This is a genomic window from Azonexus sp. (genome assembly GCF_041909095.1).
Taxonomy (GTDB): domain Bacteria; phylum Pseudomonadota; class Gammaproteobacteria; order Burkholderiales; family Rhodocyclaceae; genus Azonexus.
Window position 1 is genome coordinate 956,013 of the sequence record NZ_JAYREB010000001.1, and the last position, 26,212, is coordinate 982,224.

Annotated in this window: 27 protein-coding genes; 20 read left to right on the top strand and 7 right to left on the bottom strand. The window is 64.6% G+C overall.

Translation table 11 applies throughout. The features are described from left to right. The first annotated feature begins 8 nt into the window (after nucleotides 1–8). Genes ACE3OV_RS04605 through ACE3OV_RS04625 form a run of 5 tightly spaced genes read left to right on the top strand, consistent with a single transcriptional unit; the run spans nucleotide 9 to nucleotide 4,431 of the window. Nucleotides 9–1,433, top strand: a complete 1,425-nt coding sequence (locus ACE3OV_RS04605) for a sodium:solute symporter family protein (RefSeq protein WP_374325489.1) — start codon at nucleotides 9–11, stop codon at nucleotides 1,431–1,433. A 31-nt stretch (nucleotides 1,434–1,464) separates the two neighbouring features. After that, a complete protein-coding gene (locus ACE3OV_RS04610) occupies nucleotides 1,465–2,538 on the top strand; it encodes a VanZ family protein (RefSeq protein ID WP_374325491.1) in 1,074 nt (357 codons plus the stop codon). A gap of 44 nt (nucleotides 2,539–2,582) precedes the next feature. After that, nucleotides 2,583–2,891: a ferredoxin gene (locus ACE3OV_RS04615; protein WP_374325493.1), complete on the top strand. Its 309-nt coding sequence runs from the start codon at nucleotides 2,583–2,585 to the stop codon at nucleotides 2,889–2,891. Further along, nucleotides 2,888–3,526 (top strand): alpha/beta hydrolase, encoded by a 639-nt coding sequence (locus ACE3OV_RS04620; protein WP_374325495.1) that lies wholly within the window; start codon nucleotides 2,888–2,890, stop codon nucleotides 3,524–3,526. The genes ACE3OV_RS04615 and ACE3OV_RS04620 overlap by 4 nt, the downstream gene beginning before the upstream one ends. Beyond that, on the top strand, nucleotides 3,514–4,431 hold the full coding sequence (locus tag ACE3OV_RS04625; RefSeq protein ID WP_374325497.1) for an ATP-binding cassette domain-containing protein: 918 nt from the start codon (nucleotides 3,514–3,516) through the stop codon (nucleotides 4,429–4,431). The genes ACE3OV_RS04620 and ACE3OV_RS04625 overlap by 13 nt, the downstream gene beginning before the upstream one ends. A 263-nt stretch (nucleotides 4,432–4,694) precedes the next feature. On the opposite strand, the gene ACE3OV_RS04630 is transcribed toward ACE3OV_RS04625, so the two are convergent. Continuing rightward, nucleotides 4,695–5,462 (bottom strand): TIGR01458 family HAD-type hydrolase, encoded by a 768-nt coding sequence (locus tag ACE3OV_RS04630; protein WP_374325499.1) that lies wholly within the window; start codon nucleotides 5,460–5,462, stop codon nucleotides 4,695–4,697. 111 nt (nucleotides 5,463–5,573) lie between these two features. Here ACE3OV_RS04630 and ACE3OV_RS04635 point away from each other — a divergent pair, with 111 nt between their 5' ends. From ACE3OV_RS04635 to ACE3OV_RS04660, 6 genes are read left to right on the top strand one after another with little or no spacing between them, the layout of a single operon-like run. After that, nucleotides 5,574–6,347, top strand: a complete 774-nt coding sequence (locus ACE3OV_RS04635) for an ABC transporter permease (protein ID WP_374325502.1) — start codon at nucleotides 5,574–5,576, stop codon at nucleotides 6,345–6,347. A 9-nt stretch (nucleotides 6,348–6,356) separates the two neighbouring features. Further along, entirely contained in the window at nucleotides 6,357–6,674 is a 318-nt protein-coding gene (cutA, locus tag ACE3OV_RS04640; RefSeq protein ID WP_374325504.1) for a divalent-cation tolerance protein CutA, read from the top strand. Between the two features lie 2 nt (nucleotides 6,675–6,676). Then, nucleotides 6,677–8,440 carry a protein-disulfide reductase DsbD gene (dsbD, locus tag ACE3OV_RS04645; RefSeq protein WP_374326228.1) on the top strand — a complete coding sequence of 588 codons (1,764 nt, stop codon included), beginning with the start codon at nucleotides 6,677–6,679 and terminating at the stop codon, nucleotides 8,438–8,440. 8 nt (nucleotides 8,441–8,448) lie between these two features. Beyond that, nucleotides 8,449–9,624 (top strand): DUF1615 family protein, encoded by a 1,176-nt coding sequence (locus tag ACE3OV_RS04650; protein WP_374325506.1) that lies wholly within the window; start codon nucleotides 8,449–8,451, stop codon nucleotides 9,622–9,624. 7 nt (nucleotides 9,625–9,631) lie between these two features. Further along, nucleotides 9,632–10,471 carry a YihY/virulence factor BrkB family protein gene (locus tag ACE3OV_RS04655; RefSeq protein WP_374325508.1) on the top strand — a complete coding sequence of 280 codons (840 nt, stop codon included), beginning with the start codon at nucleotides 9,632–9,634 and terminating at the stop codon, nucleotides 10,469–10,471. 37 nt (nucleotides 10,472–10,508) lie between these two features. After that, nucleotides 10,509–11,195 carry a 2-phosphosulfolactate phosphatase gene (locus ACE3OV_RS04660; protein WP_374325510.1) on the top strand — a complete coding sequence of 229 codons (687 nt, stop codon included), beginning with the start codon at nucleotides 10,509–10,511 and terminating at the stop codon, nucleotides 11,193–11,195. Here the strand turns inward: ACE3OV_RS04660 and ACE3OV_RS04665 are convergent. Then, complete coding sequence (locus tag ACE3OV_RS04665) at nucleotides 11,185–11,967, bottom strand: sulfite exporter TauE/SafE family protein (RefSeq protein ID WP_374325511.1); 783 nt, start codon at nucleotides 11,965–11,967, stop codon at nucleotides 11,185–11,187. The two genes, ACE3OV_RS04660 and ACE3OV_RS04665, sit on opposite strands and share 11 nt — an antisense overlap. A gap of 93 nt (nucleotides 11,968–12,060) precedes the next feature. Between ACE3OV_RS04665 and ACE3OV_RS04670 the strand changes: the two genes are divergently transcribed. The 4 genes from ACE3OV_RS04670 to ACE3OV_RS04685 are packed head-to-tail and all read left to right on the top strand — an operon-like array spanning nucleotide 12,061 to nucleotide 14,903. After that, the gene (locus ACE3OV_RS04670; protein WP_374325513.1) at nucleotides 12,061–12,654 is read left to right on the top strand and encodes a DUF2726 domain-containing protein; all 594 of its coding nucleotides are present in this window, start codon (nucleotides 12,061–12,063) and stop codon (nucleotides 12,652–12,654) included. Between the two features lie 14 nt (nucleotides 12,655–12,668). Continuing rightward, nucleotides 12,669–13,412 carry a hypothetical protein gene (locus ACE3OV_RS04675; protein ID WP_374325515.1) on the top strand — a complete coding sequence of 248 codons (744 nt, stop codon included), beginning with the start codon at nucleotides 12,669–12,671 and terminating at the stop codon, nucleotides 13,410–13,412. A gap of 4 nt (nucleotides 13,413–13,416) precedes the next feature. After that, a complete protein-coding gene (locus ACE3OV_RS04680) occupies nucleotides 13,417–14,265 on the top strand; it encodes an MlaD family protein (RefSeq protein WP_374325516.1) in 849 nt (282 codons plus the stop codon). Further along, nucleotides 14,262–14,903: a hypothetical protein gene (locus ACE3OV_RS04685; RefSeq protein WP_374325518.1), complete on the top strand. Its 642-nt coding sequence runs from the start codon at nucleotides 14,262–14,264 to the stop codon at nucleotides 14,901–14,903. The genes ACE3OV_RS04680 and ACE3OV_RS04685 overlap by 4 nt, the downstream gene beginning before the upstream one ends. A 240-nt stretch (nucleotides 14,904–15,143) precedes the next feature. On the opposite strand, the gene mnmE is transcribed toward ACE3OV_RS04685, so the two are convergent. From mnmE to rpmH, 5 genes are read right to left on the bottom strand one after another with little or no spacing between them, the layout of a single operon-like run. Next, nucleotides 15,144–16,490, bottom strand: coding sequence for a tRNA uridine-5-carboxymethylaminomethyl(34) synthesis GTPase MnmE (gene mnmE / locus ACE3OV_RS04690; protein ID WP_374325520.1), 1,347 nt, complete (start codon nucleotides 16,488–16,490; stop codon nucleotides 15,144–15,146). Between the two features lie 3 nt (nucleotides 16,491–16,493). After that, nucleotides 16,494–18,152, bottom strand: a complete 1,659-nt coding sequence (gene yidC, locus ACE3OV_RS04695) for a membrane protein insertase YidC (RefSeq protein ID WP_374325522.1) — start codon at nucleotides 18,150–18,152, stop codon at nucleotides 16,494–16,496. A gap of 27 nt (nucleotides 18,153–18,179) precedes the next feature. Continuing rightward, on the bottom strand, nucleotides 18,180–18,389 hold the full coding sequence (yidD, locus tag ACE3OV_RS04700) for a membrane protein insertion efficiency factor YidD (protein WP_374325523.1): 210 nt from the start codon (nucleotides 18,387–18,389) through the stop codon (nucleotides 18,180–18,182). After that, complete coding sequence (gene rnpA / locus ACE3OV_RS04705) at nucleotides 18,386–18,757, bottom strand: ribonuclease P protein component (RefSeq protein ID WP_374325525.1); 372 nt, start codon at nucleotides 18,755–18,757, stop codon at nucleotides 18,386–18,388. Before rnpA ends, yidD begins: the two co-directional genes overlap by 4 nt. Nucleotides 18,758–18,775: 18 nt before the next feature. Then, nucleotides 18,776–18,910: a 50S ribosomal protein L34 gene (rpmH, locus tag ACE3OV_RS04710; protein WP_027457001.1), complete on the bottom strand. Its 135-nt coding sequence runs from the start codon at nucleotides 18,908–18,910 to the stop codon at nucleotides 18,776–18,778. A gap of 235 nt (nucleotides 18,911–19,145) precedes the next feature. Between rpmH and dnaA the strand changes: the two genes are divergently transcribed. From dnaA to ACE3OV_RS04735, 5 genes are all read left to right on the top strand, one after another. Continuing rightward, nucleotides 19,146–20,537, top strand: a complete 1,392-nt coding sequence (gene dnaA, locus ACE3OV_RS04715) for a chromosomal replication initiator protein DnaA (protein ID WP_374325527.1) — start codon at nucleotides 19,146–19,148, stop codon at nucleotides 20,535–20,537. A gap of 209 nt (nucleotides 20,538–20,746) precedes the next feature. Continuing rightward, nucleotides 20,747–21,853: a DNA polymerase III subunit beta gene (dnaN, locus tag ACE3OV_RS04720; protein WP_374325529.1), complete on the top strand. Its 1,107-nt coding sequence runs from the start codon at nucleotides 20,747–20,749 to the stop codon at nucleotides 21,851–21,853. A 74-nt stretch (nucleotides 21,854–21,927) separates the two neighbouring features. Beyond that, on the top strand, nucleotides 21,928–24,402 hold the full coding sequence (gyrB, locus tag ACE3OV_RS04725) for a DNA topoisomerase (ATP-hydrolyzing) subunit B (protein WP_374325532.1): 2,475 nt from the start codon (nucleotides 21,928–21,930) through the stop codon (nucleotides 24,400–24,402). A gap of 74 nt (nucleotides 24,403–24,476) precedes the next feature. Further along, entirely contained in the window at nucleotides 24,477–25,685 is a 1,209-nt protein-coding gene (locus tag ACE3OV_RS04730; RefSeq protein ID WP_374325534.1) for an ATP-binding protein, read from the top strand. Continuing rightward, the gene (locus tag ACE3OV_RS04735) at nucleotides 25,660–26,208 is read left to right on the top strand and encodes a M48 family metallopeptidase (protein WP_374325535.1); all 549 of its coding nucleotides are present in this window, start codon (nucleotides 25,660–25,662) and stop codon (nucleotides 26,206–26,208) included. The genes ACE3OV_RS04730 and ACE3OV_RS04735 overlap by 26 nt, the downstream gene beginning before the upstream one ends. Nucleotides 26,209–26,212 lie beyond the last annotated feature (4 nt).

Sequence of the window (26,212 nt, forward strand, 5' to 3'; positions counted from 1 at the left end):
CCGCCATCATGCTGATCTGGTTCGTCGTCATCTATCTTGCCGTTTCGATCGGCATCGGCCTCTACGCCGCAACCCGGGTACACAATGCCCGCGACTACATCGTCGCCGGCCGCAACCTGCCGTTTCCCATCGTGCTGGCCATGGTCTTTGCCACCTGGTTCGGCGCCGAAACGGTACTCGGCATTTCCGCGACCTTCATCGACGAGGGATTCCGCGGCCTGATTTCCGACCCGCTCGGCGCGTCGATCTGCCTGATGCTGTTCGGGCTGGTCTTCGCCAAACGGCTTTACCGGCTGAACCTGCTGACCCTTGGCGACTTCTTCCGGGTCCGCTTCAACCGCAAGGTCGAGGTCGCGTTGTCGACCGCCATCATCATTTCCTATCTCGGCTGGGTCGGCGCCCAGATGGCCGCCCTCGGCCTGGTTTTCAACGTCCTCAGCGACGGCGGCATCTCGCTCACCCAGGGCACCCTGATCGGCGCCGGCGTCGTCCTGCTGTACACGCTGTTCGGCGGCATGTGGTCGGTGGCGATGACCACCTTCGTGCAGATGATCGTCATCGTCCTCGGCCTGCTTTACGTCACCTGGCTGGCTGGCGACATGGCCGGCGGTTTCTCGGCCGTCGTCGGCAAGGCGGCGGCCGACGGCAAGCTGAATTTCCTGCCCAGCGCCGACCTGCTCGACATCATTTCCTGGATCGCCGCCCTGCTCACCATGGCGCTCGGCTCGATCCCGCAGCAGGACGTCTTCCAGCGGGTCAACGCGTCGAAGAACGAATGGGTCGCGGTCTGGGGCACCACGCTGGGCGGCGCCTCCTATTTCTTCTTTGCCGCCGTCCCGCTCTTCCTCGCCTATTCGGCGACGCTGATCGATCCGGCACTGGTGACGCGGCTGATGGCCGAGGATTCGCAACTGATCCTGCCGCAACTGATCATCCAGTACATGCCGCTCGGCGCCCAGATCATCTTCTTCGGCGCCTTGCTCTCGGTGATCATGAGTACCGCCTCCGGCACGCTGCTGGCGCCGGCCGTCACCTTCTCGGAAAACATCCTGCGCGGTCATTACCCGCAGATGACCGACCGCCAGCTGCTGCTCGCGACGCGTGCCGCCGTCATCGTCTTCACCTGCATGGTCGCCACCTACGCCATTTCGACCAACGCCACCATCCACCACATGGTCGAGAGTGCCTACCGGATCACCCTGTCCGGCGCCTTCGTGCCGCTGTTTGCCGGTCTTTTCTGGAAACGGGCCAACAATCTCGGCGCCGGCCTGGCGATCGTTCTCGGCATCGGTACCTGGCTGTCCCTGGAACTCTTCGTTCCGGAAGGTGACATCGAACCGCAACTGTACGGCCTGATCGCCAGTGCCATCGGCATGCTGCTCGGCGCCTGGCTCGCTCCCCGTCCGGGGACGGAGGAAGCCGCGCAAGGCTGACGTAATCGCCGACTGCGCCTAGAATTCAGCCATGTTCCAACATGGCCGACGACCGCTCATCCTGGCCCGCTACCTGGCACTCGCCTGGTGCGGGCTGATCGTTTACGGCAGCCTGCATCCTTTTTCGGGCTGGCGGGACAACGGCGTTTCGCCATGGATCTTCCTCGAAGGCGACTGGCCGCGTTACTGGACGGTCTTCGATCTCGCCGCCAACGTCGCGGTTTACCTGCCGCTCGGCTTCTTCGTCGCCCTCGCGCTGCACCGTCTGCCCGGCCGCTTCACCGCGCTCTGCTGCGCCGTACTCTTGAGCGGCACGCTCAGCCTCGGCCTCGAAACGCTGCAGAACTGGTTGCCCAGCCGAATTCCGTCGAATCTAGACCTCGCCTGCAACACGCTGGGCGGTCTGTTCGGCGCCATCTGGGCGCACCATGTCGGCCCGCGGGTCTTCGCCCGCCTCGACGCCGCCGCCCATCGCCTGCTGGCGCCGGCGGCGCACGGCGAACTCGGGCTGACCCTGCTCGGTCTCTGGCTGATGGTGCCGCTATCGCCGGAAACCCTGCTGTTCGGCGCCGGCGATCTTCGCCAGTGGTTTGCTTTCGAGCCTCTATTGCCGTTTTCCGCCGATCACCACACCGTCGTCGAAACCGGTGTCGTCGCCTGCAATGCGCTTGCCGTCGGTCTCATCCTGCGCCGCCTGCTGGCCCGGGCATCGACCGCCTACCTGCTGGTGCCGCTGTTCCTGCTCTGCGGCCTGGTCGTCCGCATGCTCGGCGCGGCGATCCTGATCGGCCCGGAAGAAGCCATGGCCTGGCTCACCCCGGGCGCCCGCCAGGGCTTGCTGATCGCCGCCGCCAGCCTGGCCGTGAGCTTGTGGCTGCCGCCAAGGTTCAGCCTGCCGCTGGCCGTCGTCGCCCTGCTGGGGGGCATGCTGCTGGTCAACGCGGCGCCGGCCAACCCGTATTCAGAAGCGGCGCTCGCCGCCTGGCGGCAGGGCCACTTTCTCAATTTCAACGGCTTGACCCGGCTGGTAGCGAGCTCCTGGCCGATCCTGACGCTTCCCTTCCTGGTGCTGGCCTGGCGCAACGGAGCGGGTCGTTCCATGTGAAACTGGCGCCGCTCTTTATAATCCAACAACAAGGAGGTTCCCCCATGAGTTATTTCCAGCAACACGTATTCATCTGCACCAACCAGCGCGAAAACGGTGAGGCCTGCTGCAACAACGTTGGCGGCAGCGCGGCTTTCGCCTACGCCAAGGACCGCATCGGCGCACTGAAGAAGAACGGCCCCGGCGCCGTGCGCATCAACAAGGCCGGCTGTCTCGGCCGCTGCGACCAGGGGCCGGTGATGGTCGTCTATCCCGAAGAGACCTGGTACGGCTTCGTCGATAACGAGGACGTCGAGGAAATCATCCAGGAACACCTGATCAACGGACGCGTCGTCGAACGCCTGAAGCTATGAGAGCCCCCGAAGAAAAGATCAACGTCGCCGGTCCGGCCGGCAACATCGAAGTCATCATGGAGCGCCCGGACGCGCCGCGCGGCATCGCGCTGATTGCCCATCCGCACCCGATCGGCGGCGGCGCCAATACCAACAAGGTGGCCTACACGCTGGCGCGAACCTTCGTCAGCCTTGGCTACGCCGCCTTCCGCCCGAATTTCCGCGGCGTCGGCGGCAGCGAGGGCGTGCACGACGAGGGCAGGGGAGAGACCGACGACCTGCTCGCCGTGCTGCGCGACGCCCAACTGCGTTGCGGCGACATCCCGGTCGCCCTGGCCGGTTTCTCGTTCGGCGCCTACTGCCAGACGCGTCTCGCCAAGCGCCTGGAGGAAAGCGGCCATCCGGCGCAGCGCCTGGTCCTGGTCGGCACCGCCGCCGGCTACGTCGAAGGCACGCGCCAGTACGACACCGAGGCGGTACCGCACGACAGCATCGTCATCCACGGCTCAGCCGACGAGACGGTGCCGCTGGCGAACGTTTTCGCCTGGGCCCAACCGCTCGACCTGCCGGTCGTCGTCGTCCCCGGCGCCGACCATTTCTTCCACCGGCGGCTGCACCAGATCCGCGACATCGTCACCCGCGCATGGCGGCACTAGACGTTTCCGGACTGCGCAAGCGCTACGGCGACAACGAGGTTGTCGCCGGGCTGTCGTTCGCCGTCGAACCCGGCACCTGCTTCGGCCTGCTCGGGCCAAACGGCGCCGGCAAGACGACGACGCTGCGCCTCTGCCTCGGCCTCACCGCGCCGGACGGCGGCACGATCACCCTGGCCGGCCGGCCGATTCCAGCCGAAGCGCAACTGGCGCGGGCCAAGGTCGGCGTCGTGCCACAGTTCGACAACCTCGACCCGGACTTCACCTGCGCCGAAAACCTGCGCGTCTTCGGTCGCTATTTCGGGCTCAAGGACGCCGACGTGCGCGCCCGCATCCCGACGCTGCTCGATTTCGCCAGCCTGGCGAGCAAGGCCGACGCGAAAATCGCCACCTTGTCGGGCGGCATGAAACGGCGCCTGACCCTGGCCCGGGCGCTGGTCGCCGACCCCGACATCGTCTTCCTCGACGAGCCGACCACCGGCCTCGACCCGCAGGCCCGCCACCTGATCTGGGAACGCCTCAAGCAACTGAAGTCGGCCGGCAAGACGCTGATCCTGACCACCCATTTCATGGACGAGGCCGAGCGCCTGTGCGATCGTATGATCGTCATCGACCACGGGCGCAAGATTGCCGAAGGTAGCCCGCGCGAACTGATCGCCACGCACATCGAACCGCAGGTGATCGAAGTTTTCGACGAAGCCGCCGGCAAGCTGCCGGCCTTCGTCGACGCCCATCGCCAGCGCGCCGAGCGTGTCGAGGCGAGCGGCGAGACCGCCTTCTTCTACTGCCGCGATGCCCAGCCGCTGCTCGCCGCACTGGCCGGCGCCGACGGCCTGCGCTACCTGCACCGCGCCGCCAACCTGGAAGACGTCTTCATCAAGCTGACCGGCCGCGAACTGCGCGATTAGGGCGTGTTCACAGTAAGCAGCGGGCGGCGCAAGGGGTTGGCGGGGAGGCAGTGCAAGGCGCCGGTCGCGTCGTGCAGTGATCTGCACCAGCGAGCGGCAACGCGGCAATGCGCCCCGCCAACCCCTTGCCCTTCGGGTTTGCCGTGGCGGGCGGTCGCCGGCGTTGCTCGGCTCGGGAATGGAACAACCATTCCCAGCGCCTCGCGCCTTGGCGCCCATCCCGCCACGGCAAACGCCGTCCCGCAGATTACTGTAAACACGCCCTAGCCGATCAGCACCTCGACCGCCGCCGCAAAATCATCCACGGTGAGTGCCGGCCGGATCTCCGGATGCGCATCGTCACCCGGACGGAACTTGCCGCTGCGCACCAGGATGCCGGCAATGCCGGAGTCCTGCGCGCCGCCGATGTCGTCGGCGAGGTCGTCGCCGATCAGCACGGCAGCCTCGGCGGCCACACCAAGCTCGGCGAGCGCCGCGGCAAAGAAGGCCGGCGCCGGCTTGCCGACAACCTCGGCGCGGACGCCAGCGGAATACTCCAGCCCGGCGACGAAGGCGCCCATGTCCAGCGCCAATGCGTCCGCCTCCATGAAATAGCGGTTGCGCGCCATGGCCAGCAGCGGCACGCCCTGCATCAGCAGGCGGAAGGCATGGTTGAGACCGGCGTAGCTGAAGTGTTCACCCATGTCGCCAAGAACGACGACATCCGGCTCGGGATGGCTGGCGCCCATCTCCTCGGCGATGTTCGGATGCACCATCCAGTGCGGGCGCAGGCCGCGCTCACGAACCAGGGTGCGGGCGGCCAGCGCGGCGGTCTGAATCTCGCCGGCAGCGAGCGTGAAACCCATCCGGCACAGCTTGGTGAACAGCACGCTCCCCGGCGTGCGCGTCGTGTTGGTCAGGAAACGCAGCGCCAGACCGCTGCCACGCAATCGGGCCAGCGCCGCCACGGCGCCGGGCAGGGCAGCGTCGCCGGTATGCAGGACCCCGGCCAGGTCGATCAGAACCGCCTTCGGATGGCTCGGCAATGGCATCGTCTTCTCCCGCGCGGCGTGAAAATGCATCATAGGCGATGACCGCGGCAAGCGCGAAAAGTTTGCCGCGCGGCGCGGTAGAATGCGCATTCCGCCCTCCCGGCCCGCACCATGTCTGCATCCTCCCTCGCCGTCACCGGCTGGTTCCCCGTCTGGCAGCGCAACTTCCTGGTCTGGCGCAAGCTCGCACTGCCTTCCATCCTCGGCAACCTGGCCGATCCGCTGATCTACATGCTCGGTCTCGGCTATGGCCTGGGCGCCATGCTCCCGGAAATCGGCGGCCAGCCCTACATCGCCTTCCTTGCCGCCGGCACGATCTGCGCCTCGACGATGAACGCGGCGACCTTCGAGGCGCTGTATTCGTCGTTCTCGCGCATGCATGTGCAGAAGACCTGGGACGCCATCCTCAACACGCCGCTCGGCCTCGCCGACGTCGTCGCCGGCGAGCTGTTCTGGGCGGCGACCAAATCCTTCTTCTCCGGCTGCGCCATCCTCGTCGTCGTCACCGTCATGGGCCTTACCCACGGGCCGCTGGCGCTCCTCATCCTGCCGGCCATCGTCCTCACCGGGCTGGCCTTCGCCGCGCTCGGCCTGATCTGGAACGCGCTGGCGCCGTCCTACGATTTCTTCATGTACTACTTCACGCTGTTCATCACGCCGATGACGCTGATTTCCGGCGTCTTCTTCCCGACCGACCAGTTGCCGGCCTGGCTCGCCGCCGTCGGCGGCTGGCTGCCGCTGGCCCAGGGCGTCGCCCTGATCCGCCCGCTGCTCGCCGGCCAGTGGCCGGCCGACCCGGCGCTGCATGTCGGCGTGCTGCTGGCGACCAGCGCGCTCGCCTTCGCCATCGCCCTGCGCCTGACCCGGCGCCGCCTGCTCAAGTAGAATTCGCTGATGGACAACCTGCTGATCCTGACCAACTGCCCCGATGACGCCGTCGCCAACGCGATCGCCCTGGCCGTCGTCGAGGAAGGACTCGCCGCCTGCGTCAACCTGCTGCCGCGCGTGCAGTCGATCTATCGCTGGCAGGGCGCCGTCGAGTCGGCGTCGGAAGTCCCGCTGCTGATCAAGGCGAGTGCGGCGAACTACCCGGCGCTCGAACAACGGATCGCCGAACTGCATCCCTACGAGCTTCCCGAAATCATCGCCCTGCCCATCACGCGGGGCTTGCCGGCCTATCTGAACTGGCTGGCGGAAAAACCCGTCCAATGACCATGCGCCTCCTGTTCCTCCTCTTCGCCTTCCTGACTTCCCTGGTCCACGCCCAGGAATTCCTCGATCCTGCCGTCGCCTTCAAGGCCACGGCGCGGGCGCTCGATGGCCGGACGGTCGAGGTCAGTTACGAAATTGCCCCCGACTACTACCTGTACAAGGACAAATTCCGCGTCCGCGCCGCCGACGAAACGATCGGCCTCGGCCCGCTGCAGCTGCCGCCGGGCAAGGAGAAACAGGACGAGAACTTCGGCCGGGTCGAGGTCTTCTACAAGGCAGTGGCGTTTCGCGTACCGGTCGAGCGCAACAGTTCCGGGGAATTGCCGCTGACCCTTGACCTCGTCTCGCAGGGCTGCGCCGACGCCGGCATCTGCTACCCGCCGCAAACGCAGACGGTAACGCTCAAGCTGCCCGACCCGGATAGCACGCCGGCCGCGCCGGCGCTGGGCGATACGGCGCCAGCAACGACCGGCGACGAGAGTGGCATGATCGCCGAAACGCTGAAGAACGCCGGTTTGTGGACCAGCCTGGCGCTCTTCTTCGTCGCCGGCCTTGGTCTGTCGCTGACCCCTTGCGTCTTTCCGATGATCCCCATCCTCTCCGGCATCATCGCCGGCCAGGGCCACCGCGCGTCGAAGGGCAGGGGATTGGCGCTGTCGCTCGCCTACGTGCTGGGCATGGCGGTCACCTACGCCGCCGCTGGCGTCGCCGCCGGCCTAACCGGCACGCTGCTCTCGGCGGCGCTGCAGAACGTCTGGGTGCTGGGTGGTTTCGCGCTGGTCTTCGTGATCCTCTCGTTCTCGATGTTCGGCTTCTACGAACTGCAGTTGCCAAGCGCGCTGCAGAGCAAACTTTCGGAAGAAACCGGCCACCTGCAGGGCGGGCGCGGCATCGGCGTCTTCCTGATGGGCGCGCTGTCGGCGCTGATCGTCGGTCCCTGCGTCGCCGCGCCGCTCGCCGGCGCGCTGCTCTACATCGGCCAGACCGGCGACGCGCTGTTCGGCGGCGTCGCGCTCTTCGTCATGGCGCTCGGCATGGGCGCCCCGTTGATCGCCGTCGGCGTCGCCGGCGGTTCGCTGCTGCCCAAGGCCGGGCCGTGGATGGAAGGCGTGCGGCGGGCCTTCGGCGTGCTGCTGCTGGCCACCGCACTGTGGCTGCTGTCGCCGGTGATCCCGGCGCTGGCCAGCATGCTCGGCTGGGCGGTGCTGCTGATCGTGCCGGCCATCTACCTGCACGCGCTCGATCCGCTACCGCCGCACGCGCGCGGCTGGCAGCGCTTCTGGAAGGGCATCGGCATCCTCATGCTGCTTACCGGCGCGGCACTGTTGATCGGCGCCCTGGCCGGCGGCCGCGACCCGCTGCAACCACTGGCCGGCCTGCGCGGCAGCGCGATCGCCGCCGAAACGCCGGCCCTGCCGTTCCAGAAAGTCAGCTCGCTGGCCGAGCTCGACGCCCGCCTGGCGAGCGCCGACCGGCCGGTGATGCTCGATTTCTACGCCGACTGGTGCGTCTCGTGCAAGGAAATGGAGAAATTCACCTTCAGCGACCCGGCGGTACGCCAGAAGCTTGGCGGTTTCCTGCTGCTGAAGGCCGACGTCACCGCCAACAGTCCCGACGACAAGGCGCTGCTTGCCCGCTTCGGCCTGTTCGGACCGCCCGGCATCATCTTCTTCGATCCGGCGGGTCAGGAAATCAAGGGCGTGCGCGTGGTCGGCTTCCAGGACGCCGAACATTTCCTCGCCAGCCTTAACCGCGTAAACGGCTAAAGCGCATCGTGCGTCGCTGGCTGCCGTTCGTCCTGCTTGCCGCGCTCGGCGGCTGCTCGCTGTTCGACAGCGAGAAGGAAGGCCCGGCACTGCCGCCGGACATGGCGCACCAGGCCAAGGGCAAGACCGCGTCGGCCTGGCCGGAAACCCTGGACCGCGACGAACGGCTGCGCCGCATCGTCCGCCTGATTCCCGCCCGCGCCAAAGATCGCCAGGGTTGGGCGGAAGAGCTGCACACCGCTTACGAGCATCTGGGCGTACCGCACGCCACCCAGACCTATTGCGCGGCGATCGCCATCATCGACCAGGAGTCGAGTTTCCAGGCCGATCCGCCGGTACCCGGCCTGCCGCGCATCGTTCGCCGCGAGCTGGCCGAACGCGAGGAGCGCTACCGTATCCCGAAGCTGGTGGTCGACACGGCGCTGCGCAAGACCTCGCCCGACGGCCGGACCTACGAGGCGCGGATCGCCGCCTTGAAGACCGAGACCCAGCTCAACGCGCTGTTCGAGGACATGATCGGCGAACTGCCCTTCGGCCGAAAGCTGCTCGGCGGCTTCAACCCGGTACGTACCGGCGGACCGATGCAGGTATCGATCGAATTCGCCGAACAGCACGTGCGCCAGCGCAAGTACCCGTATGCCTACGAGGGCAAGCTGCGCAACGAGGTGTTCACCCGGCGCGGCGGCGTTTATTTTGGCGCCGCCATCCTGCTCGATTACGCGGTGCCTTACGACCACATCGTCTATCGCTTCGCCGATTTCAACGCCGGCCGCTACAGCAGCCGCAACGCCGCCTTCCAGGCGGCGCTGGGCGGGTTGACCGGCCGCAAGCTCGGGCTCGACGGCGACCTGCTGCGCTACGATGACGGCAAGCCATCCGCCACGCCGAGCGAGGTGGAGACGCTGACCCTCGAACTCGCCGACCGGCTCGACATGAGCCGGCCGCAGATTCGCCGCGACCTGCTGCAGGAAAAGAGCGAGACCTTCTCGCGCAGCCCGCTTTTCCTCAAGATCTTCGAACTGGCCGAAGCCGAGGCCGGCAAGACGCTGCCGCGCCAGCTACTGCCGGAAATCCAGCTGAAGAGTCCGAAGATCACCCGCAAACTGACCACCGGCTGGTTCGCCAAGCGGGTCGAAAACCGCTACCTCGGCTGCCTCGGCCGCGGCCGGCGTTTCCAGCGCTGACCCGGCGATGCCCGGCGCCACCCTGTTCGCCTTCCTGCGCCGGGTCGCCGTCGCCTTCTACCGCAACCAGGGCTTCCTGATGGCCGGCGCACTCGCCTACTACGCGCTGCTCTCGCTGCTGCCGCTACTGATCCTCAGCATCATCGGCCTCTCGCAACTGGTCGAGCCCGGCCTCCTGCTCGACGCCATCGGCCGCAACCTCGACTGGCTGCTGCCCAACCAGGCCGGCCTGCTGCTCGCCGACGTCAGCGCCTTCCTCGACCATCGCGGCACGATCGGCGCGACCATGTTCGGCACCCTCCTGTTCTTCAGCGCTTCCGCCTTCTCGGTGCTGGAGAAGGCGCTGGCGGTGATTTTCGCCCATCGCGGCGAGCGCCGGCCGCGCCATTTCCTCGTTTCAGCGGTGCTGCCCTACCTGCTGGTCCTGATGCTGGTACTGACCGTGCTGCCGCTCACCCTCGGCGTCAGCGCGCTGCAGGCGCTGGGCGACCGCGAGTTGTTCCTGTTCGGCGACAGCCGCTCGCTCGCCAGCGTCGCCGACACCCTGTTGCCGCTGCCCGGCATTGTCCTCGTCGGCTGTGTGCTCGGCCTGCTCTACCTGATCGTGCCGGTCGGTCGCACCCGCCTGGCGCACGCTTTCATCGGCGGCTTCGCCGGCGCCCTGCTGTGGGAAATCGTCCGCCACGGGCTGGCCTGGTACTTTGCCTCGGCATCGCGCATCGGCGTCGTCTACGGTTCGCTGACCAGCACCGTCGTCCTTCTCTTCAGCCTCGAAGTCGCCGCCATCCTGCTGCTGCTCGGCGCCCAGGTGATCGCCGAACTAGAGCAGGGCGGCTACGCGGGCTAGAATCGGCCGCATCCGGTTACCCGCGACGCTCACCGCCATGCGCTTTTCCCGGCTCTACCTGAACCGCCTGCTAACACCGCCAGCGCACGCCGATACCGTCGTCGTCATCGACGTGCTGCGTTCCTTCACTTCGGCGGCGGTCGCCCTGGCCAACGGCGCAGCGGCAATCCACCCGGTCGACGGGGCGGCGGCTGCCGCCGCGCTGGCGGCACGCCTGCCCGGCGCGCTGTCGATCGGTGCCGTCGGCGGCGGCGATCCGATTCCCGGTTTCGATTTCGGTAATTCGCCGTCGCGCCTCGCTGCCGCTCGCTTCGCTGGCCGTCCGGTAGTGATGAGCACCGCCGCCGGGGTGCGTGGCTTGCAGCGCTTTCACGGCGCCAGCCGCCTGTTCGCCGCCAGCCTGGTGTGCGCCGCGGCCACCGCAGCGGCTATCCGCGCCAGCGCCGCCCAGGAAGTCTGCTTCGTCATCACCGGCGAATGGGTAGACCGCGACGGTGACGAGGACATTGCCTGCGCCGACTACATCGAAACCCTGCTCGACGGCGGGCAGCCGGAACCCGCCATCTACGCCCGGCGCGTCCGCGAATCGGATTTCGGCCGCCGCTTCGGCGATCCCAACTGGCCGAACCTGCCGCTGGCCGACCTCGAACTGTGCGCCAGCGTCGACCGCTACGACTTCGCGCTGCCGGTCCACCGCGAGGACGGCCAGCTCGTCATCCGCTGACGGCGACGACGGTATCCCACGCGAAGCGGGCAATCAGCACGCCGACCACGAGCAGGAAGACGACGCGGATGAAGCCGCTGCCATGGCGCAGCGCCAGCCAGGTCCCGGTCGCCGAGCCGGCGACGTTGGCGAGCGCCATGCCGACCGCCAGCCCGAGCAGGAGGTGACCGGCCGGCACGAAGAAAGCGAGGGCAGCAACGTTGGTAGCTACATTGACCACCTTGGCGCCGGCCGAGGCGTGCAGAAAATCGAAGCCAAAGAAACGGATGAACAGAAAAATCAGGAAACTGCCGGTTCCCGGTCCGAAAAACCCGTCGTAGAAACCGATCACGCCGCCGAGCAGGACCGCGTAGAGCAGTTCGCGGTGACCGCTGTGGGCCGGCCGGTGCAACTGGCCGAAATCCTTTTTCCACAGGGTGTAGGCGGCAGAAAAGATCAGCAGCGCCAGGATCAGCGGCCGCACCGCTTCCTTGGGCAGCCAGGCGACCGCGGCCGCGCCAGCGTAGGAAAAGACGAAGGCGGCGGCCGCCGCCGGCAGGATGGTGCGCCACGGCATGTCGACGCGACGGGCGTAGCGCCAGGCGGCATTAGTCGTACCGAAGACGCTGGCAAACTTGTTGGTGCCGAACAGCGTCGCTGGCGCCACGCCGGGCTGGGCGGCAAACAACGCCGGAATCTGGATCAAGCCACCGCCGCCAACCACGGCATCGACCAGGCCAGCGACAAAAGCGGCCAGGATGAGCCAGCCGAGCGGGGAAAAAATCAGTTCCATGAAGATTCTGCGAAAGGGGAGTGAGCTGAGCCCAAGGTGATCAGGCTGGATGCCATCTCGTTATAATGCGGCATCGAACCAAGGATACGTTGCATGGACTCTCTGACTCTGGGCATCCTGATCGCCGCCGCCATCATTGCCGGCTTTCTGCTGATTGTCGCACGTCGCGGCAAGGCCGCCAGCCCGGCCGATTTGCCGTCGCCCCGCCAGGAAGCCGCCGAGCGCCTCGAACCGCGACCGGCAAGAAACGCCGATCCGGAAACCCGCTTCATCGAATCGCCGAAACGCAAGCAATACCGCCTGCTCAACGACAGCGAGCAGGAACTCTACCACCGCTTGTGCGAAGCCGTGCCCAACCTGCGCGTCTTCGCTCAGGTCGGCGTTGCCCAGCTGGCGCTGGCGCGCGGCCGTCAGGAAGCGCAGCGCCTGAACCGGATGGCCGGCCGCGGCGTCGATTTCGTGATCTGCGACGAGGATTTCTCGATCGTCGCCGCCATCGAGCTGGCCTGGCCGACCAGCGCCCAGGAGACCGACAATTCGGAAGAAGTGAAGCGTGTCGCGCTGCAGAGCCTGGGCGTTCCGCTGATCGTCTTCCGTCCCAACAAGCTGCCGGAAGCCGATACCATCAGCCGTGAGATCGCCGACGCCATCCTGCGCCGCAAACGGCTGGAGGCCGAGCGCGCCTGATCCTGGCCGGGTCCGTGCCAACGCCGAAACTCCTGCGCCAGACTGCCGTCTGGATACACGGACAATACCGGTATCTGCGCTTTGCGGCCCTGCTGTTCATCGCCGCCTGCTCGCCGCGCATTCATGACCGCGCCACCCGCAACCACACCGCCCGCGTGCTCTGCGCCGCCGCCTGGCAGCCGCTGCTCGGCTACCTGCTCGCCAGCCTGCTGATCAGTGCGGTACTGACCCGCATCGTCGCCGTCACCGCCGACAGCTACGGCCTGACCCACCTGGCGCTGGAAGCCATCCTGCGCGTCTTCGTCGTCGAGGTTCTGCCGCTGGCGTCCACCTTGTTCGTCGCCATGCGCGTAGTGCCGATGGCGATGCAATGCCTGTGTGCTCACGCCGGTCACCACGATGCGGTGTTGCGCGCCGCCTTGCCCTACGCCATCGGCAATGCTGCTGCCGTCGTCATCCTTGCCGTGATCGGCGGCTTCGTCACGCTGTTGGTGGCCTACCCGGTCGTCCATGGCTTCAGTCCCTGGGCCTTGCCGGCCTATGGCCGGCTGATCGGCCAGGTCTTCGATCCCGTCCTGGCCATCGGCTTTGCCGCCAAGATCGCGCTCTTCGGTGTCGCCGTCGGCATTGCCCCGACGACGGTCGCGCTCGACCCGCGGCAGCGCGACCCCGGTCTGCGCGAAATGCGCGTCATGGTCCGCCTGTTGCTGGTCCTGGTCCTGATCGAAGCCAGCTTCCTGATGTTGAGAGGATTTTGAACTCATGTCGACACCGCCGCCTGTTTCCCCGATCGCCCATCCCGAAGCCAAGGCAATCGGCCTGCTCCTGCTCACCCTCGTTCTGGTGACGGCATTCGTCGTCTATGTCATGAACGCGCGCGGCGTTTTCGAAGACAACCAGCATCTGCTGCTGGTGGCCGAGAATTCGGAAGGCGTCGCAGTCGGCATGGACCTGACTTTTTCCGGCTTCCCGATCGGTCGGGTGACCCGCATCGAGCTCGGCGACGACGGCAAGGCCCACATTCACCTCAATATCCCCCGCCGCGACGCACGCTGGCTGCGCAGCAGCTCCGTCTTCACCCTGGAACGGGGGGTGGTGGGCGGCGCCCGCCTGCGCGCCTACAGCGGCCTTCTCGACGATCCGGCGCTGGAAGACGGGGCGAAGCGCGAAGTACTGATCGGCGACGCCTCTTCCGGCGTTCCCGAGCTGGTCAGCACGATGCACCGCCTGGTCGCCAACGTCGAACGGCTGACCGCGGAAGATGCCGCGCTTTCCGTGACCCTCGACAATCTGCGCCAGTTCACCGCCGCCCTCAACGGCCGGCATGGCGCACTCGGCGCGCTGCTCGGCAACGAAAAGGATGTCGGTCGCGTCATCGCCGCACTGGAACAGAGCCGGCAGCTACTGACCGATGCCCGCGCCAGCCTGCAGAAAGTCGATGCGGCACTGGTCGACGTCAAGGCGATCACCGGCAATACCCGCGCCGCCACCGAAGACCTCGATGCCCTGCGCAGCGAAGTCGATCTCAACCTGCGCAAGGTTTCCGGCCTGATCGACGATCTCAACCGCAAATGGCCCTTTGCCCGCGAACGCAAGCTGGAGCTGCCATGAAACGCGCCTTCCTGATCTTCACCGTTTCCCTGCTCGCTGCCTGCGCCAGCCACACCCCACCGCCGGACTGGCTGCTCCGGGCCGACGCGGCGCGCGAGGCGCACGCCCGCTTCTGGTTGGAAGGTCACGACAAGCTGGCTGACGGCCAACTCGCCCTGGCCCGTGACGCCGTTCGCCAGACCGGTGACGCCAGCGCCATGGCGCGCATCGAATTGCACGCCTGTGCCGTGCGCATGGCGGCGCTGGGCGCTGCCGATTGTCCGGCTTTTGCCGCACTGGCCGGTGATGCCGGTCGCCGCGAACAAGTCTATGGCGCTTACCTTGCCGGCCATCTGGACAACGTCGATATCGGCCTGCTGCCGGAAGCGCAGGCGCTAGCCTGGCGTAATCCTGCCGCCCTGAAGGAGCTTGCCGACCCCTTGTCACGGCTGCTGGCCGCTGCCGTGCTGTTCAGGAGCAATCGTCTGCCACCGGAAGGCATTGTACTGGCCATCGATACAGCCAGTACTCAGGGCTGGCGTCGTCCCTTGCTCGCCTGGCTGACGCTGGAACGCGAACGGCGCCAGCGTGGCGGCGATGCCGAAGGCGCCGCCGCGATCGAAAGACGCCTCTCGCGCATCGTCGGCGAGCAGCGCTGACCTCGGCTTTTGGTTTACCAATAAATACCTTAAATAAAAAGACTATGTTAACTACAGCGTTGACAACTCTGTGGATAACTTTGGTTTACCAAAATAAATCAGTCAATTGAGACAGATTTTCAGTTGCGGGCAAGTACCTGCGCAGCCTGTGGATGAAATGGGGACAGAATCGGCATTTGGGGAAATACCGCCAGTCGTGCACATCCCGCACAGGGCTTGTGCACAGTCTTATCGACAGCCCTACTTGCCGATGCAGAAACGGCTGAAAATCACGCCCAGCAGGTCGTCGGCGCTGAATTCGCCGGTGATTTCGCCCAATGCCTGCTGTGCCAGGCGCAGCTCTTCGGCAAACAGCTCGAGTGCCGGAAAACTGCCTTCGACGATGGCACGAGCCGCGGCAACGTGATCTTGGGCGCTGGCGAGCGCCCGCAGATGGCGTTCGCGGGCGATGAAGACATCCTCCGTCTGGTGCCAGCCGGCGATGCGCAGCAGCTCCTGGCGCAACAGGTCGATGCCGAGATTGGCCTTGGCCGATAAGGAGATGGCGACGCCGTCGCTCTCCGGATGGCGTTCCGGGGCTTGCGCCAGCAGGTCGATCTTGTTGTGCACGGTGATTCGCTGCAGGCGTTCCGGCATGCCGGCCAGGATGGCGCGGTCGGCATCGGCGATGCCGGCGCGGGCGTCGACCAGCAGCAGCACCACGTCGGCGCGCTCGATCTCCTGCCAGGTGCGGGCGATGCCGATTTTCTCCACTTCGTCTTCGGTATCGCGCAGGCCGGCGGTATCGATGATGTGCAGCGGGATGCCTTCGATCTGGATGGTCGAACGCAGCGCGTCGCGCGTGGTGCCGGCTATAGGCGTGACGATGGCCAGTTCGTCGCCGGCCAGGCGGTTGAGCAGCGAAGACTTGCCGACGTTCGGCTGACCGACCAGGACGACGTGCAGGCCGCTCTGCAGTAGCTTGCCCTGACCGGCACGGTCGAAGATTTCCGCCAGCTTGCCCTGCAGGCGATGGAGGCGACCGAAAGCATCGGCGGCCTTGAGGAAATCGATTTCCTCTTCCGGAAAATCGAGCGTCGCTTCGACCAGCATGCGCAGATTGATCAGTTCGGCGTTCAATTGGCCGATCGCCCGCGAGAATTCGCCCTGCAGCGAACGCACCGCGGAACGCGCGGCGCTCGCCGTGGCGGCGTCGATCAGGTCGGCGACGGCTTCGGCCTGGGCGAGGTCGATCTTGCCGTTGAGGAAGGCACGGCGGCTGAATTCGCCCGGTTCGGCGAGCCGCGCGCCGAGGTCGAGGCAACGGCCGAGCAGCATCTGCATGACGACCGGGCCGCCATGGCCCTGCAGTTCCAGAACATCCTCACCGGTGAAGGAATGCGGGGCAGGGAAGTAGAGCAGCAGGCCGCTGTCGAGGGTTGCGCCATCGGCTGCCCGGAAATTGGCCAGGGTCGCGTAGCGCGCCTTCGGCGTCTTGCCGCTCAGCGCAAAAGCAAAGGGCAGCAAGTTGCTGCCCGAAATGCGGATGACGCCCACTCCGCCACGGCCGGGGGCCGTGGCGATGGCGGCGATGGTGTCCTGTTTCACACCTCAGGCTTTCGCGTCGTTGGCCGCCTTGCCGCCGGCTTCCATCATGCGCGTGATCTGCCACTGCTGGGCAATCGACAGGATGTTGTTGACCACCCAGTAGAGGACCAGACCGGCCGGGAACCAGAGGAACATGATGCCGAAGATGAAGGGCATGGCCATCATCACCTTGGCCTGGATGGGGTCCGGCGGCGTCGGGTTGAGTTTCATCTGGATGATCATCGAGACGATCATGATCACCGGCAGGATGTAATAGGGGTCGGCCGACGCGAGGTCGGTGATCCAGCCGATCCACGGCGCGTCGCGCATCTCGACGGCACCGAGCAGTACCCAGTAGAGGGCGATGAAGACCGGAATCTGGACCAGGATCGGCAAGCAGCCGCCGAGCGGATTGATCTTCTCCGACTGGTAAAGCTTCATCATTTCCTGGTTCAGGCGCGCCTTGTCGTCGCCGTAGCGTTCCTTCAGCTGCATCAGGCGCGGCGTGACCACGCGCATCTTGGCCATCGACTTGTACGACGCGGCCGACAGCGGGAAGAAGGCAGCCTTGATCGCCACCGTCAGGAGGACGATGGCCCAGCCCCAGTTACCGACCAGGCCATGGATGAATTGCAGTGCCCAGAAGATCGGCGCGGCGATCACCGTCAGCCAGCCGTAATCGACGACCAGATCCAGCCCCGGGGCGACGGCCTTGAGCGCCGCCTGTTCCTGCGGGCCGGCAAATAGCGTGGTGTTGACCACGGTGCTGGTGCCCGGGCCGATCGCGCTGACCGGCAGGATGATGCCGGTCTGGTAGAGGTTGCTGCCATCGATCTTGCGCATGTAGTACTCGCGTTGCGCACCCTGGGCCGGCACCCAGGCGGCGACGAAGTAATGCTGGACCATTGCCAGCCAGCCGTTGTCGGCGGTTTTGGCAAACTTGGCCGTGTTGTCGGAGATATCGCCGAACTTCACCTTCTGGTACTTGTCGGCATCGGTGTAGACGGCGGGACCGGTGAAGGTCTGCATCATGCGATTGCCGCCAGCGGGATCGACATCGTCGCGCTGGAGCTGAAAATAGGCGTGCGGAGCCAGCGGCTTGTCGGAACCGTTGGTGATTTCCCAGGCGACGTCGATCTGATAGGAAGCGCGCTTGAAGGTCAGGATCTTTGCGACGCGGACGCCTTGCTGGGCTTCGGCTTCGAGGCGAACCTTCAGTTCGTTGCTGCCCTCGGCCAGCTGCAGCGGACCATCGACCCGCCGGAACTGGCTACGGTGGTTGGGCAGGCCGTCGCCGATCAGCCCGCTCTGGGCGGCGTACTGATGCTTGGCGTCGAATAGGTGGAAATTGCTTTCCTTGTTGTCGCTTTCCTTGTACTTGGTCAGTTCCAGACCGAGCAGATCGCCGCCCTGGGTCGAAACGGTTGCCTTGATCAGGTCGGTTTCGATGATGAAGGTTTCGGCGGGGTTGAGCGCTGCTGCCGCCGGTGCGGTAGCCACCGCCGCAGCGCTCGCCTGCAGGTTGACCGAGGGCGTCGGCGCAGCGCTGCCGCCGGTCGCCGGAGCGCTTGCTGCCGGTGCGGTGGTGGCGGGTTTCGGCTGCTTGTACTGCTGCCAGTTTTCCCACAGCATGAAGCTGGAGAAGGCGAAGATCATGACCAGTATCAGGCGTCGAGTATCCATGGGCTGCCTACGTGATTTGTTGGGGATTCAGGGTACGGGATCATACCCGCCCGGATGCCAGGGGTGACAACGGAAAATACGTTTGATGCCGAGCCAGCCGCCCTTGACGGCGCCGTACTTGCGGATCGCATCGACCGTATATTCGGAACAGGTGGGAAAGTAGCGGCAACGCCGTCCGAACAGCGGACTGATGGCGTACTGGTAGAAGCGAACCAGGGCGATGAGGACCAGCTTCATGCACTTTCCTTTTTGGCACGCGGCCGGCACAAGCGGTCGAAAAGCACATTGATGTCGGCGGCGATGGCCTTGCCGTCGAGTGGTAATGGCTTGGTCGCCAGCCTGACGATCAGGTCGCAGACCGGCAGTGCTGACCGCCGCAGGCGAAACTGTTCGCGCACGATGCGTTTCACCCGGTTGCGGTCGACCGCCCGCTTGAGCAGTTTCTTGCCGATGACCAGACCGAGCCGGGCATCGATATCGCCTTCCGGGCGCGGCAGGTAATGCAGCATCAGCCAGTTGCCGCGAATGGCCTTCCGGAAACCAAAAACGGATGAATATTCATCCGTTTTGGTCAGGCGATAGCGTCTGGCGAAGCTTGCAGCCACCTCGCCGATAGTCCGGTATTAAACGGCCAGACGCTTGCGGCCCTTGGCACGGCGGGCAGCGAGGACGGCACGGCCGCCCTTGGTGCGCGAACGGACCAGGAAGCCATGGGTGCGCTTGCGGCGCACGACCGACGGTTGATACGTGCGTTTCATGTCGTAATTCCTTGAGTGAGCGGAGAAAAACGCGTGATTACACCTTGTTTGGACCACTGCTGTCAACTTGAATTATTTGCTGACGCTGTGGATAACCTGTGGCCGGGGGAGTAGAATTAGCCCTCGTTCGGCGGCCGACCAGCCGCCGATTTCATTGGAAATCCGATTTCCAATCATAGAATTAATAAAACTGACCGCCATGACGGCGGCAGTGGGGCATGGAGTTTTTCCTTCAATGACTGGTTTCTGGGAATCCTGTTTGCAGCGCTTCGAACAGGAACTGCCAGCGCAGCAGTTCAATACCTGGATCAAGCCATTGCGCCTGGAAGGTGAGAGCACGGCACTGGAAGACGGATTGCGCCTGATCGCGCCGAACGGCTTCATCCTGAAATGGGTGCGCGACCGCTATCTGTCACGCATCGAGGACTACGGCGCCACCTTCTTTTCGGCACCGGTCAACATCTCGCTGGTAATCGGCAGCGGCAAACCGGCGGCCAGCCGCGCCCCGAGCGCCAGCCCTTCTGCCAGTGGCGCGCCAGCGGCATCTTCCGTTGCCGCGCCCGAAGCAGCGCCACCCGCGGCGCGCAATAAGGTGGCTTCGGTCTACGAAAAGTCGCGCCTGTTTTCCAATTTCACCTTCGACAACCTGGTGGTCGGCCGCGCCAACGATCTGGCCCGGGCCGCCGCCGTGCAGGTTGCCAACAATCCCGGCGGCGCCTACAACCCGTTGTTCATCTACGGCGGCGCCGGTCTCGGCAAGACCCACCTGATCCACGCCATCGGCAACCACATCGTCCGCGACAATCCGGAGAAGATCGTCCGCTACGTGCATGCGGAAGACTATTACTCCGACGTCGTCCGCGCCTACCAGCAGAAGTCTTTCGACACCTTCAAGCGCACCTACCGTTCGCTCGACGTGCTGCTGCTCGACGACGTGCAGTTCTTCAACGGCAAGAACCGTTCGCAGGAAGAGTTCTTCTTCCTGTTCAACGCGCTGATCGAAGCCAGGAAGCAGATCATCATCACCTGCGATACCTATCCGAAGGACATCAATGGTCTCGACGACCGGCTGGTGACCCGCTTCGACTGGGGTCTGACGGTGCAGATCGAGCCGCCGGAACTGGAAATGCGGGTCGCCATCCTGAAGAAGAAGGCAGAAGCGGAAGGCATCCAGCTCGACGATGAGGTTCCCTTCTTCATCGCCAAGCATCTGCGTTCCAACGTGCGCGAACTGGAAGGCGCCTTGAAGAAGGTGCTCGCCTACTCCTCCTTCCACGGTCGCGCCATTGCCCTCGATCTGGCCAAGGAAGCGTTGAAGGACGTCATCGGTTCGGTACGCAACGTCGGTATCGATTACATCCAGAAGACCGTTTCCGACTATTACAAGATCAAGGTCGCCGAATTCTTTTCCAAGAAGCGCACGCGGGCGATCGCCCGGCCGCGCCAGGTGGCGATGTGGCTGTGCCGCGAAGTCACCAGCCACAGCTTCCCGGAAATCGGCGATGCTTTCGGCGGGCGCGATCACACCACGGTCATCCACGCGGTGAAGACGATCGACAGCCTGCGCGCCAAGGACAACGAACTGAACCACGATCTTCACGTACTGCTGCAGGTGCTCAAGGGATGAGGCTGTACACAAGCCTGTGGGCAAGCTGTCGGCGAACTGGGGATGAAGCCGACTTTTGCGCTTTGTGGGAAAATTATCCGGAATTCATCCACAGCCAATCCAGAAGCTTTCCAAGACCCGAAATTTCATTTCAGGTATTTGAATAATAACGATGTTTTGATGTTATCCACAGAACTGTTCCTGATATTGTTAACTAAGGAATTTAATTTATGGTTCTTATAAAAAGCCAAAGAGACACGCTTCTGGCCCCGTTGCAGTCGGTCTCCGGTATCGTCGAACGTCGTCACACGCTGCCCATCCTTTCCAACGTCCTGCTGGAAAAGAAAGGCAATCAGCTGACCCTGCTGGCTACGGATATCGAAATCCAGATCACCACCACCGCCGTTTGCGAAGGCGGCGACGGCGATGGTGCGGTGACCGTCGGTGCCCGCAAGTTGCAGGACATCCTGCGTTCGCTGCCGGACAGCACCGAGATCACCGTCAACCTCGAAGACAAGCGCCTGCAGGTCAAGGGCGGCAAGAGCCGCTTCAACCTGCAGACCCTACCGGCCGACGACTTCCCGCGGATGACGCTGAGCGAAGGCGAAACCCGGCATTTCTCACTGTCGCAGAAGGCCTTCCGTCAGTTGCTGGCGAAGACCCAGTACGCGATGGCGGCGCAGGACGTGCGCTACTACCTGAACGGTCTGCTGCTGCAGGTCGATGGTCGCGAGTTGCGTGCCGTCGCCACCGACGGTCACCGTCTGGCCTTCGCCAGCGTCGAGCTGGAAACCGAACTGCCGCGCCAGGAAATGATCCTGCCGCGCAAGACGGTGCTCGAACTGAACCGCCTGCTGGTCGATACCGACGACGCGCTGAACATCTCGCTGGCGCCCAGCCAGGTCCGTTTCTCCTTCGGCAACATCGTCCTCGTCTCCAAGCTGATCGACGGCAAGTTCCCGGATTACGAACGGGTGATCCCGCCCAGCCTGCGCAATCACATGAGCGTGTCGCGCCAGCTTCTGGTGCAGGCGATGCAGCGTGCCGCCATCCTGACCAACGAAAAATTCCGCGGCGTGCGCGTCGTTCTTGGCGAAAACAGCCTGCGCCTGATCGCCGCCAATGCCGAACAGGAAGAAGCCCAGGAAGAAATCGAGGTACAGTACGCCGGTGATGCCATCGACGTCGGCTTCAACGTGGGTTATCTGCTCGACGTGCTGAACAACGTGCACGCCGAAGAAATCCAGTGGAGCTTCAACGACGCCAACTCCAGCGCCCTGATCAGCGTCCCCGGCAACGACCGCTTCAAGTACGTGGTCATGCCGATGCGCATCTGACGCATCAGTCCTTTTCGTTTTAACCGGCCTGCCCCTCCGGCGGGCCGGCATCGTTTCATGTGGAACCCAGAACAATGAGTGAAGAGAACGTCCCGCAAGGCGGCCAGCCGGCCTACGGCGAAGCCAGCATCCAGATCCTCGAAGGCCTGGAGGCCGTGCGCAAGCGCCCGGGCATGTACATCGGTGATACCTCCGACGGCACCGGCCTGCACCACCTGGTCTTCGAAGTCGTCGACAACTCGATCGACGAAGCCCTGGCCGGGCATTGCGACGACATCATCGTCACCATTCACACCGACAACTCGATTTCGGTCATCGACAACGGGCGCGGCATTCCGACCGGCGTCAAGATGGACGACAAGCATGAGCCCAAGCGCTCGGCTGCCGAAATCGCGCTGACCGAACTGCACGCCGGCGGCAAGTTCAACCAGAACTCCTACAAGGTCTCGGGCGGCCTGCACGGCGTCGGCGTTTCCTGCGTCAATGCGCTGTCGAAGTTCCTGCGCCTGACCATCCGTCGCGACGGCAAGAAGCACTTCATGGAATTCTGCCGTGGCGTGCCGGTCGACCGCTGTATCGAAACCCGCGACGGCTTCGAGGTTTCGCCGCTGAAAGTCCTCGGCGATACCGAAAAGCGCGGCACCGAAGTGCACTTCCTGGCCGACGAAGAAATCTTCGGCCACGTCGAATTCCACTACGAAATCCTCGCCAAGCGCCTGCGCGAACTGTCCTTCCTCAACAACGGCGTCAGCATCAAGCTGGTCGACCAGCGTTCCGGCAAGGAAGAGCTGTTCGCCTTTGCCGGCGGCGTGCAGAGCTTCGTCGAGTACGTCAATCGCAGCAAGAGCGTGCTGCACCCGAAGATCTTCTATTCGACCGGCGAAGCCAAGGTTGGCGGTGACGGCGTCACGATCGGCGTCGAAGTCGCGATGCAGTGGAACGACTCCTACCAGGAACAGGTGCTCTGCTTCACCAACAACATCCCGCAGTCCGACGGTGGCACCCACCTGACCGGCCTGCGCGCCGCGATGACCCGGGTCATCAACAAGTACATCGACGAAAACGAGATCGCCAAGAAGGCCAAGGTCGAGATTGCCGGCGACGACATGCGCGAAGGCCTGGCCTGCGTACTGTCGGTGAAGATGCCCGATCCCAAGTTCGCCTCGCAGACGAAGATGAAGCTGGTCTCCAGTGAGGCGCGTCCGGCCGTTGAGGAAGTCGTTGCCCAGAAGCTGGCCGACTTCCTGCTCGAAAACCCGATCGACGCCAAAACCATCTGCGGCAAGATCGTCGAAGCCTCGCGTGCCCGCGAAGCCGCCCGCCGCGCCCGCGAAATGACGCGGCGCAAGGGCGTGCTCGACGGCATCGGTCTGCCCGGCAAGCTTGCCGACTGCCAGGAAAAAGACCCGGCACAGTGCGAAATCTACATCGTCGAGGGTGATTCCGCCGGTGGCTCCGCCAAACAGGGCCGCGACCGCAAGTTCCAGGCGATCCTGCCGCTGCGCGGCAAGGTGCTCAACGTCGAGAAGGCCCGCTTCGACAAGCTGATTTCGTCCGAGCAGATCGTCACCCTGATCACCGCGCTCGGCACCGGCATCGGCAAGGACGACTTCAACGTCGAGAAACTCAGATACCACCGCGTCATCATCATGACCGACGCGGACGTTGACGGCGCGCACATCCGTACCCTGTTGCTGACGCTGCTCTACCGCCAGATGCCCGAACTGATCGAGCGCGGCTACGTCTATATCGCCCAGCCGCCGCTGTACAAGGTCAAGCACGGCAAGACCGAGCGCTACCTGAAGGACGACCTCGAATACAACCAGTTTCTGCTCAACATGGCGCTCGACGAAGCCGTTCTCTCGCCGACCGCCGGCACGCCGATCAGCGGCCCGGCGCTGGAAGGTCTCGCCCGTTCCTGGCTGGCTACCGAAGCGATCATCGAACGCCTCGCTCACCTCGTGAATCCGGAAGTCCTGCAGGCCATCGTCCGCCACAACATCGCCGTCGACCTCTCCAGCGAGGAAAAGGCCCGCAGCAGCGCCGAACTGATCGCCGCCCGCATCCCCGCCGGCACCCGCATGGTGCCCAAATTCGACGACATCCAGGAACGCTGGATCCTGCGCGTCGAGCGCATGCACCACGGCAACCTCAAGGTCGGCCTGATCGATGAAGACCTGTTGCTCTCCGGTGACTTCCTGCAACTCAAGCGCACCGCCGAAACCCTTGCCGACCTCTTCGGCAACGGCGGCGTCATGGCCCGCGGCGAGAAAAAGCAGGTCGCCAGCAACTTCGGCGACGCCATGAAGTGGCTGCTCAATGAAGTCGAACGCGGCATCGCCAAGCAGCGCTACAAAGGCCTCGGCGAAATGAACCCGGAACAACTCTGGGAAACCACGATGGACCCCAAGGTCCGCCGCCTGCTGCGCGTGCAGATCGACGACGCGATTGCCGCCGACGAGATCTTCACCACGCTGATGGGTGAACTGGTTGAGCCGCGCCGCGCGTTCATCGAGACGAATGCGCTGAATGCGCGGATTGACATTTGATTTGCCAACAGAATTTTATCGTCTATTATCTTCAAATGGATAAATTATCTTTACGAAGATAAAAGAGGATAATCATGAGCCTGGTCTCCTTCCTGCGCACTGGCCTGGCGGATGAACTGGTCAGCACACTGCAAGGCAAGGCGGCTTTCAGCGATGCGCACAATGGGCTTTTTCTGGCGGCACCGCGGCGTACCGGCAAGACCACTTTTCTGCGCGGAGACCTGTTGCCGGCCTTGGAGCGGGCAGGCATCGTGCCCGTCTATGTCGATTTGTGGGCCGATCTGGCCCGGGATCCGGGGGCATTGATCGCCGAGGCGATCGGGCGCGCCCTGCAGCCGCATCTGGGCAGGGTGGCCCGGCTGGCCAAGGAAGCGGGGCTGGAAAAGCTGAGTCTGGCGGGCTGGTTGCAGGTCGACACCAGCCGCATCGGCAAGATCGATGGCCTGACTCTGGTGGACGCCTTGCGTGCCTTGCACGAAACCGCAGAAAAGCCGGTGGCGCTGGTCATTGATGAAGCCCAGCATGCACTGACCAGCGAGGCCGGCGAGAACGCGATGACGGCCCTGAAATCGGCACGCGACCAATTGAATGCACCAGCGGCGGTGAACCTCATGCTGGTGATGTCGGGTTCGGACCGGGACAAATTGTTGCGGCTGGTCAATTCCAACGGGGCCCCGTTCTACGGTTCGCAGATACAGCGCATGCCCCTGCTCGATCAAGCCTTCATCGACTTCATTGCCGAGCGGATCGAGACTCAGCGGCCGGACTTGCGACCGGTGGATCGAGGGGCGCTGTACCGTGCCTTCGAGGGTTTCGGCAATCGCCCGCAATTTTTCATGGAAGCGCTGGGGCAAGCCTTGAGTCCTCTTTCCCAATATGAGGGACGTTTTGAACTGGCCATGCTGGAAGCCGCCTTGCAGCGCCAGCGAGATGATCAGCTTCAGATGGAATCGGATTTTCTCGGGCTCCGGCCGCTGGAGCAGGCGGTACTCTGGCGCATGCTGGAACAGGGGCCGCGCTTTCGTCCCTACGACGCCGAGGCACTGAAGTTCTATCGGGCGCAGACCGGAGAAACGGTGAGTTCGGCAAAGGCGCAGAAGGCCCTGGAATCGCTGCGTGAGCGGATGCCGGCCTTGGTCTGGAAATCGGCGCGGGGCGAATATGCGGTTGAGGATGCGGCCATGCACCGCTGGTTCGAGGAGCGCAAGGCAGCGGGTAACTGGCCGCCACGCAGCCCGCAGAACGATCTGTCGTTTGGTGAAGTTGTCGCCGACAAGAACTGAGGGCGCAAAAAATGACCGGCATCGGCAAACCGGAACGCGGGAAAGCCATTACGTCTGGGGCAAGCGTTACCTGCTGAAGGTCGTCAAGAAGGAGACGGCGCCGGCCGTCGAGCTTGGCCACAGCAGCCTGCTGCTGCAGGTGCGGCCGGGGTGCGAGGCGGCGCGGCGCCAAGAAATCCTCGATGCCTGGTATCGCGATCAGGTCAGGCAGGCGGTGCCGGTGCTGCTGGAAAAATGGCAGCCGCTGATCGGTGTGCGGGCCGAAAAGATTTTCGTGCAGCGCATGCGTACCCGCTGGGGTAGTTGCAATCCGGCTTCCGGCCATCTCCGCCTGAACACCGACCTGGCCAAAAAGCCGCCGGAATGCCTGGAATACATCGTCGTGCATGAGCTGACGCACTTGCTCGAACCGACCCATAACGCCCGCTTTGCCAGCCTGATGGAGGGCTTCCTGCCGCATTGGCGGCAGGTGCGCGATGAATTGAACCGCTTGCCGGTCCGGCACGAGGATTGGACCTACTGAGCGA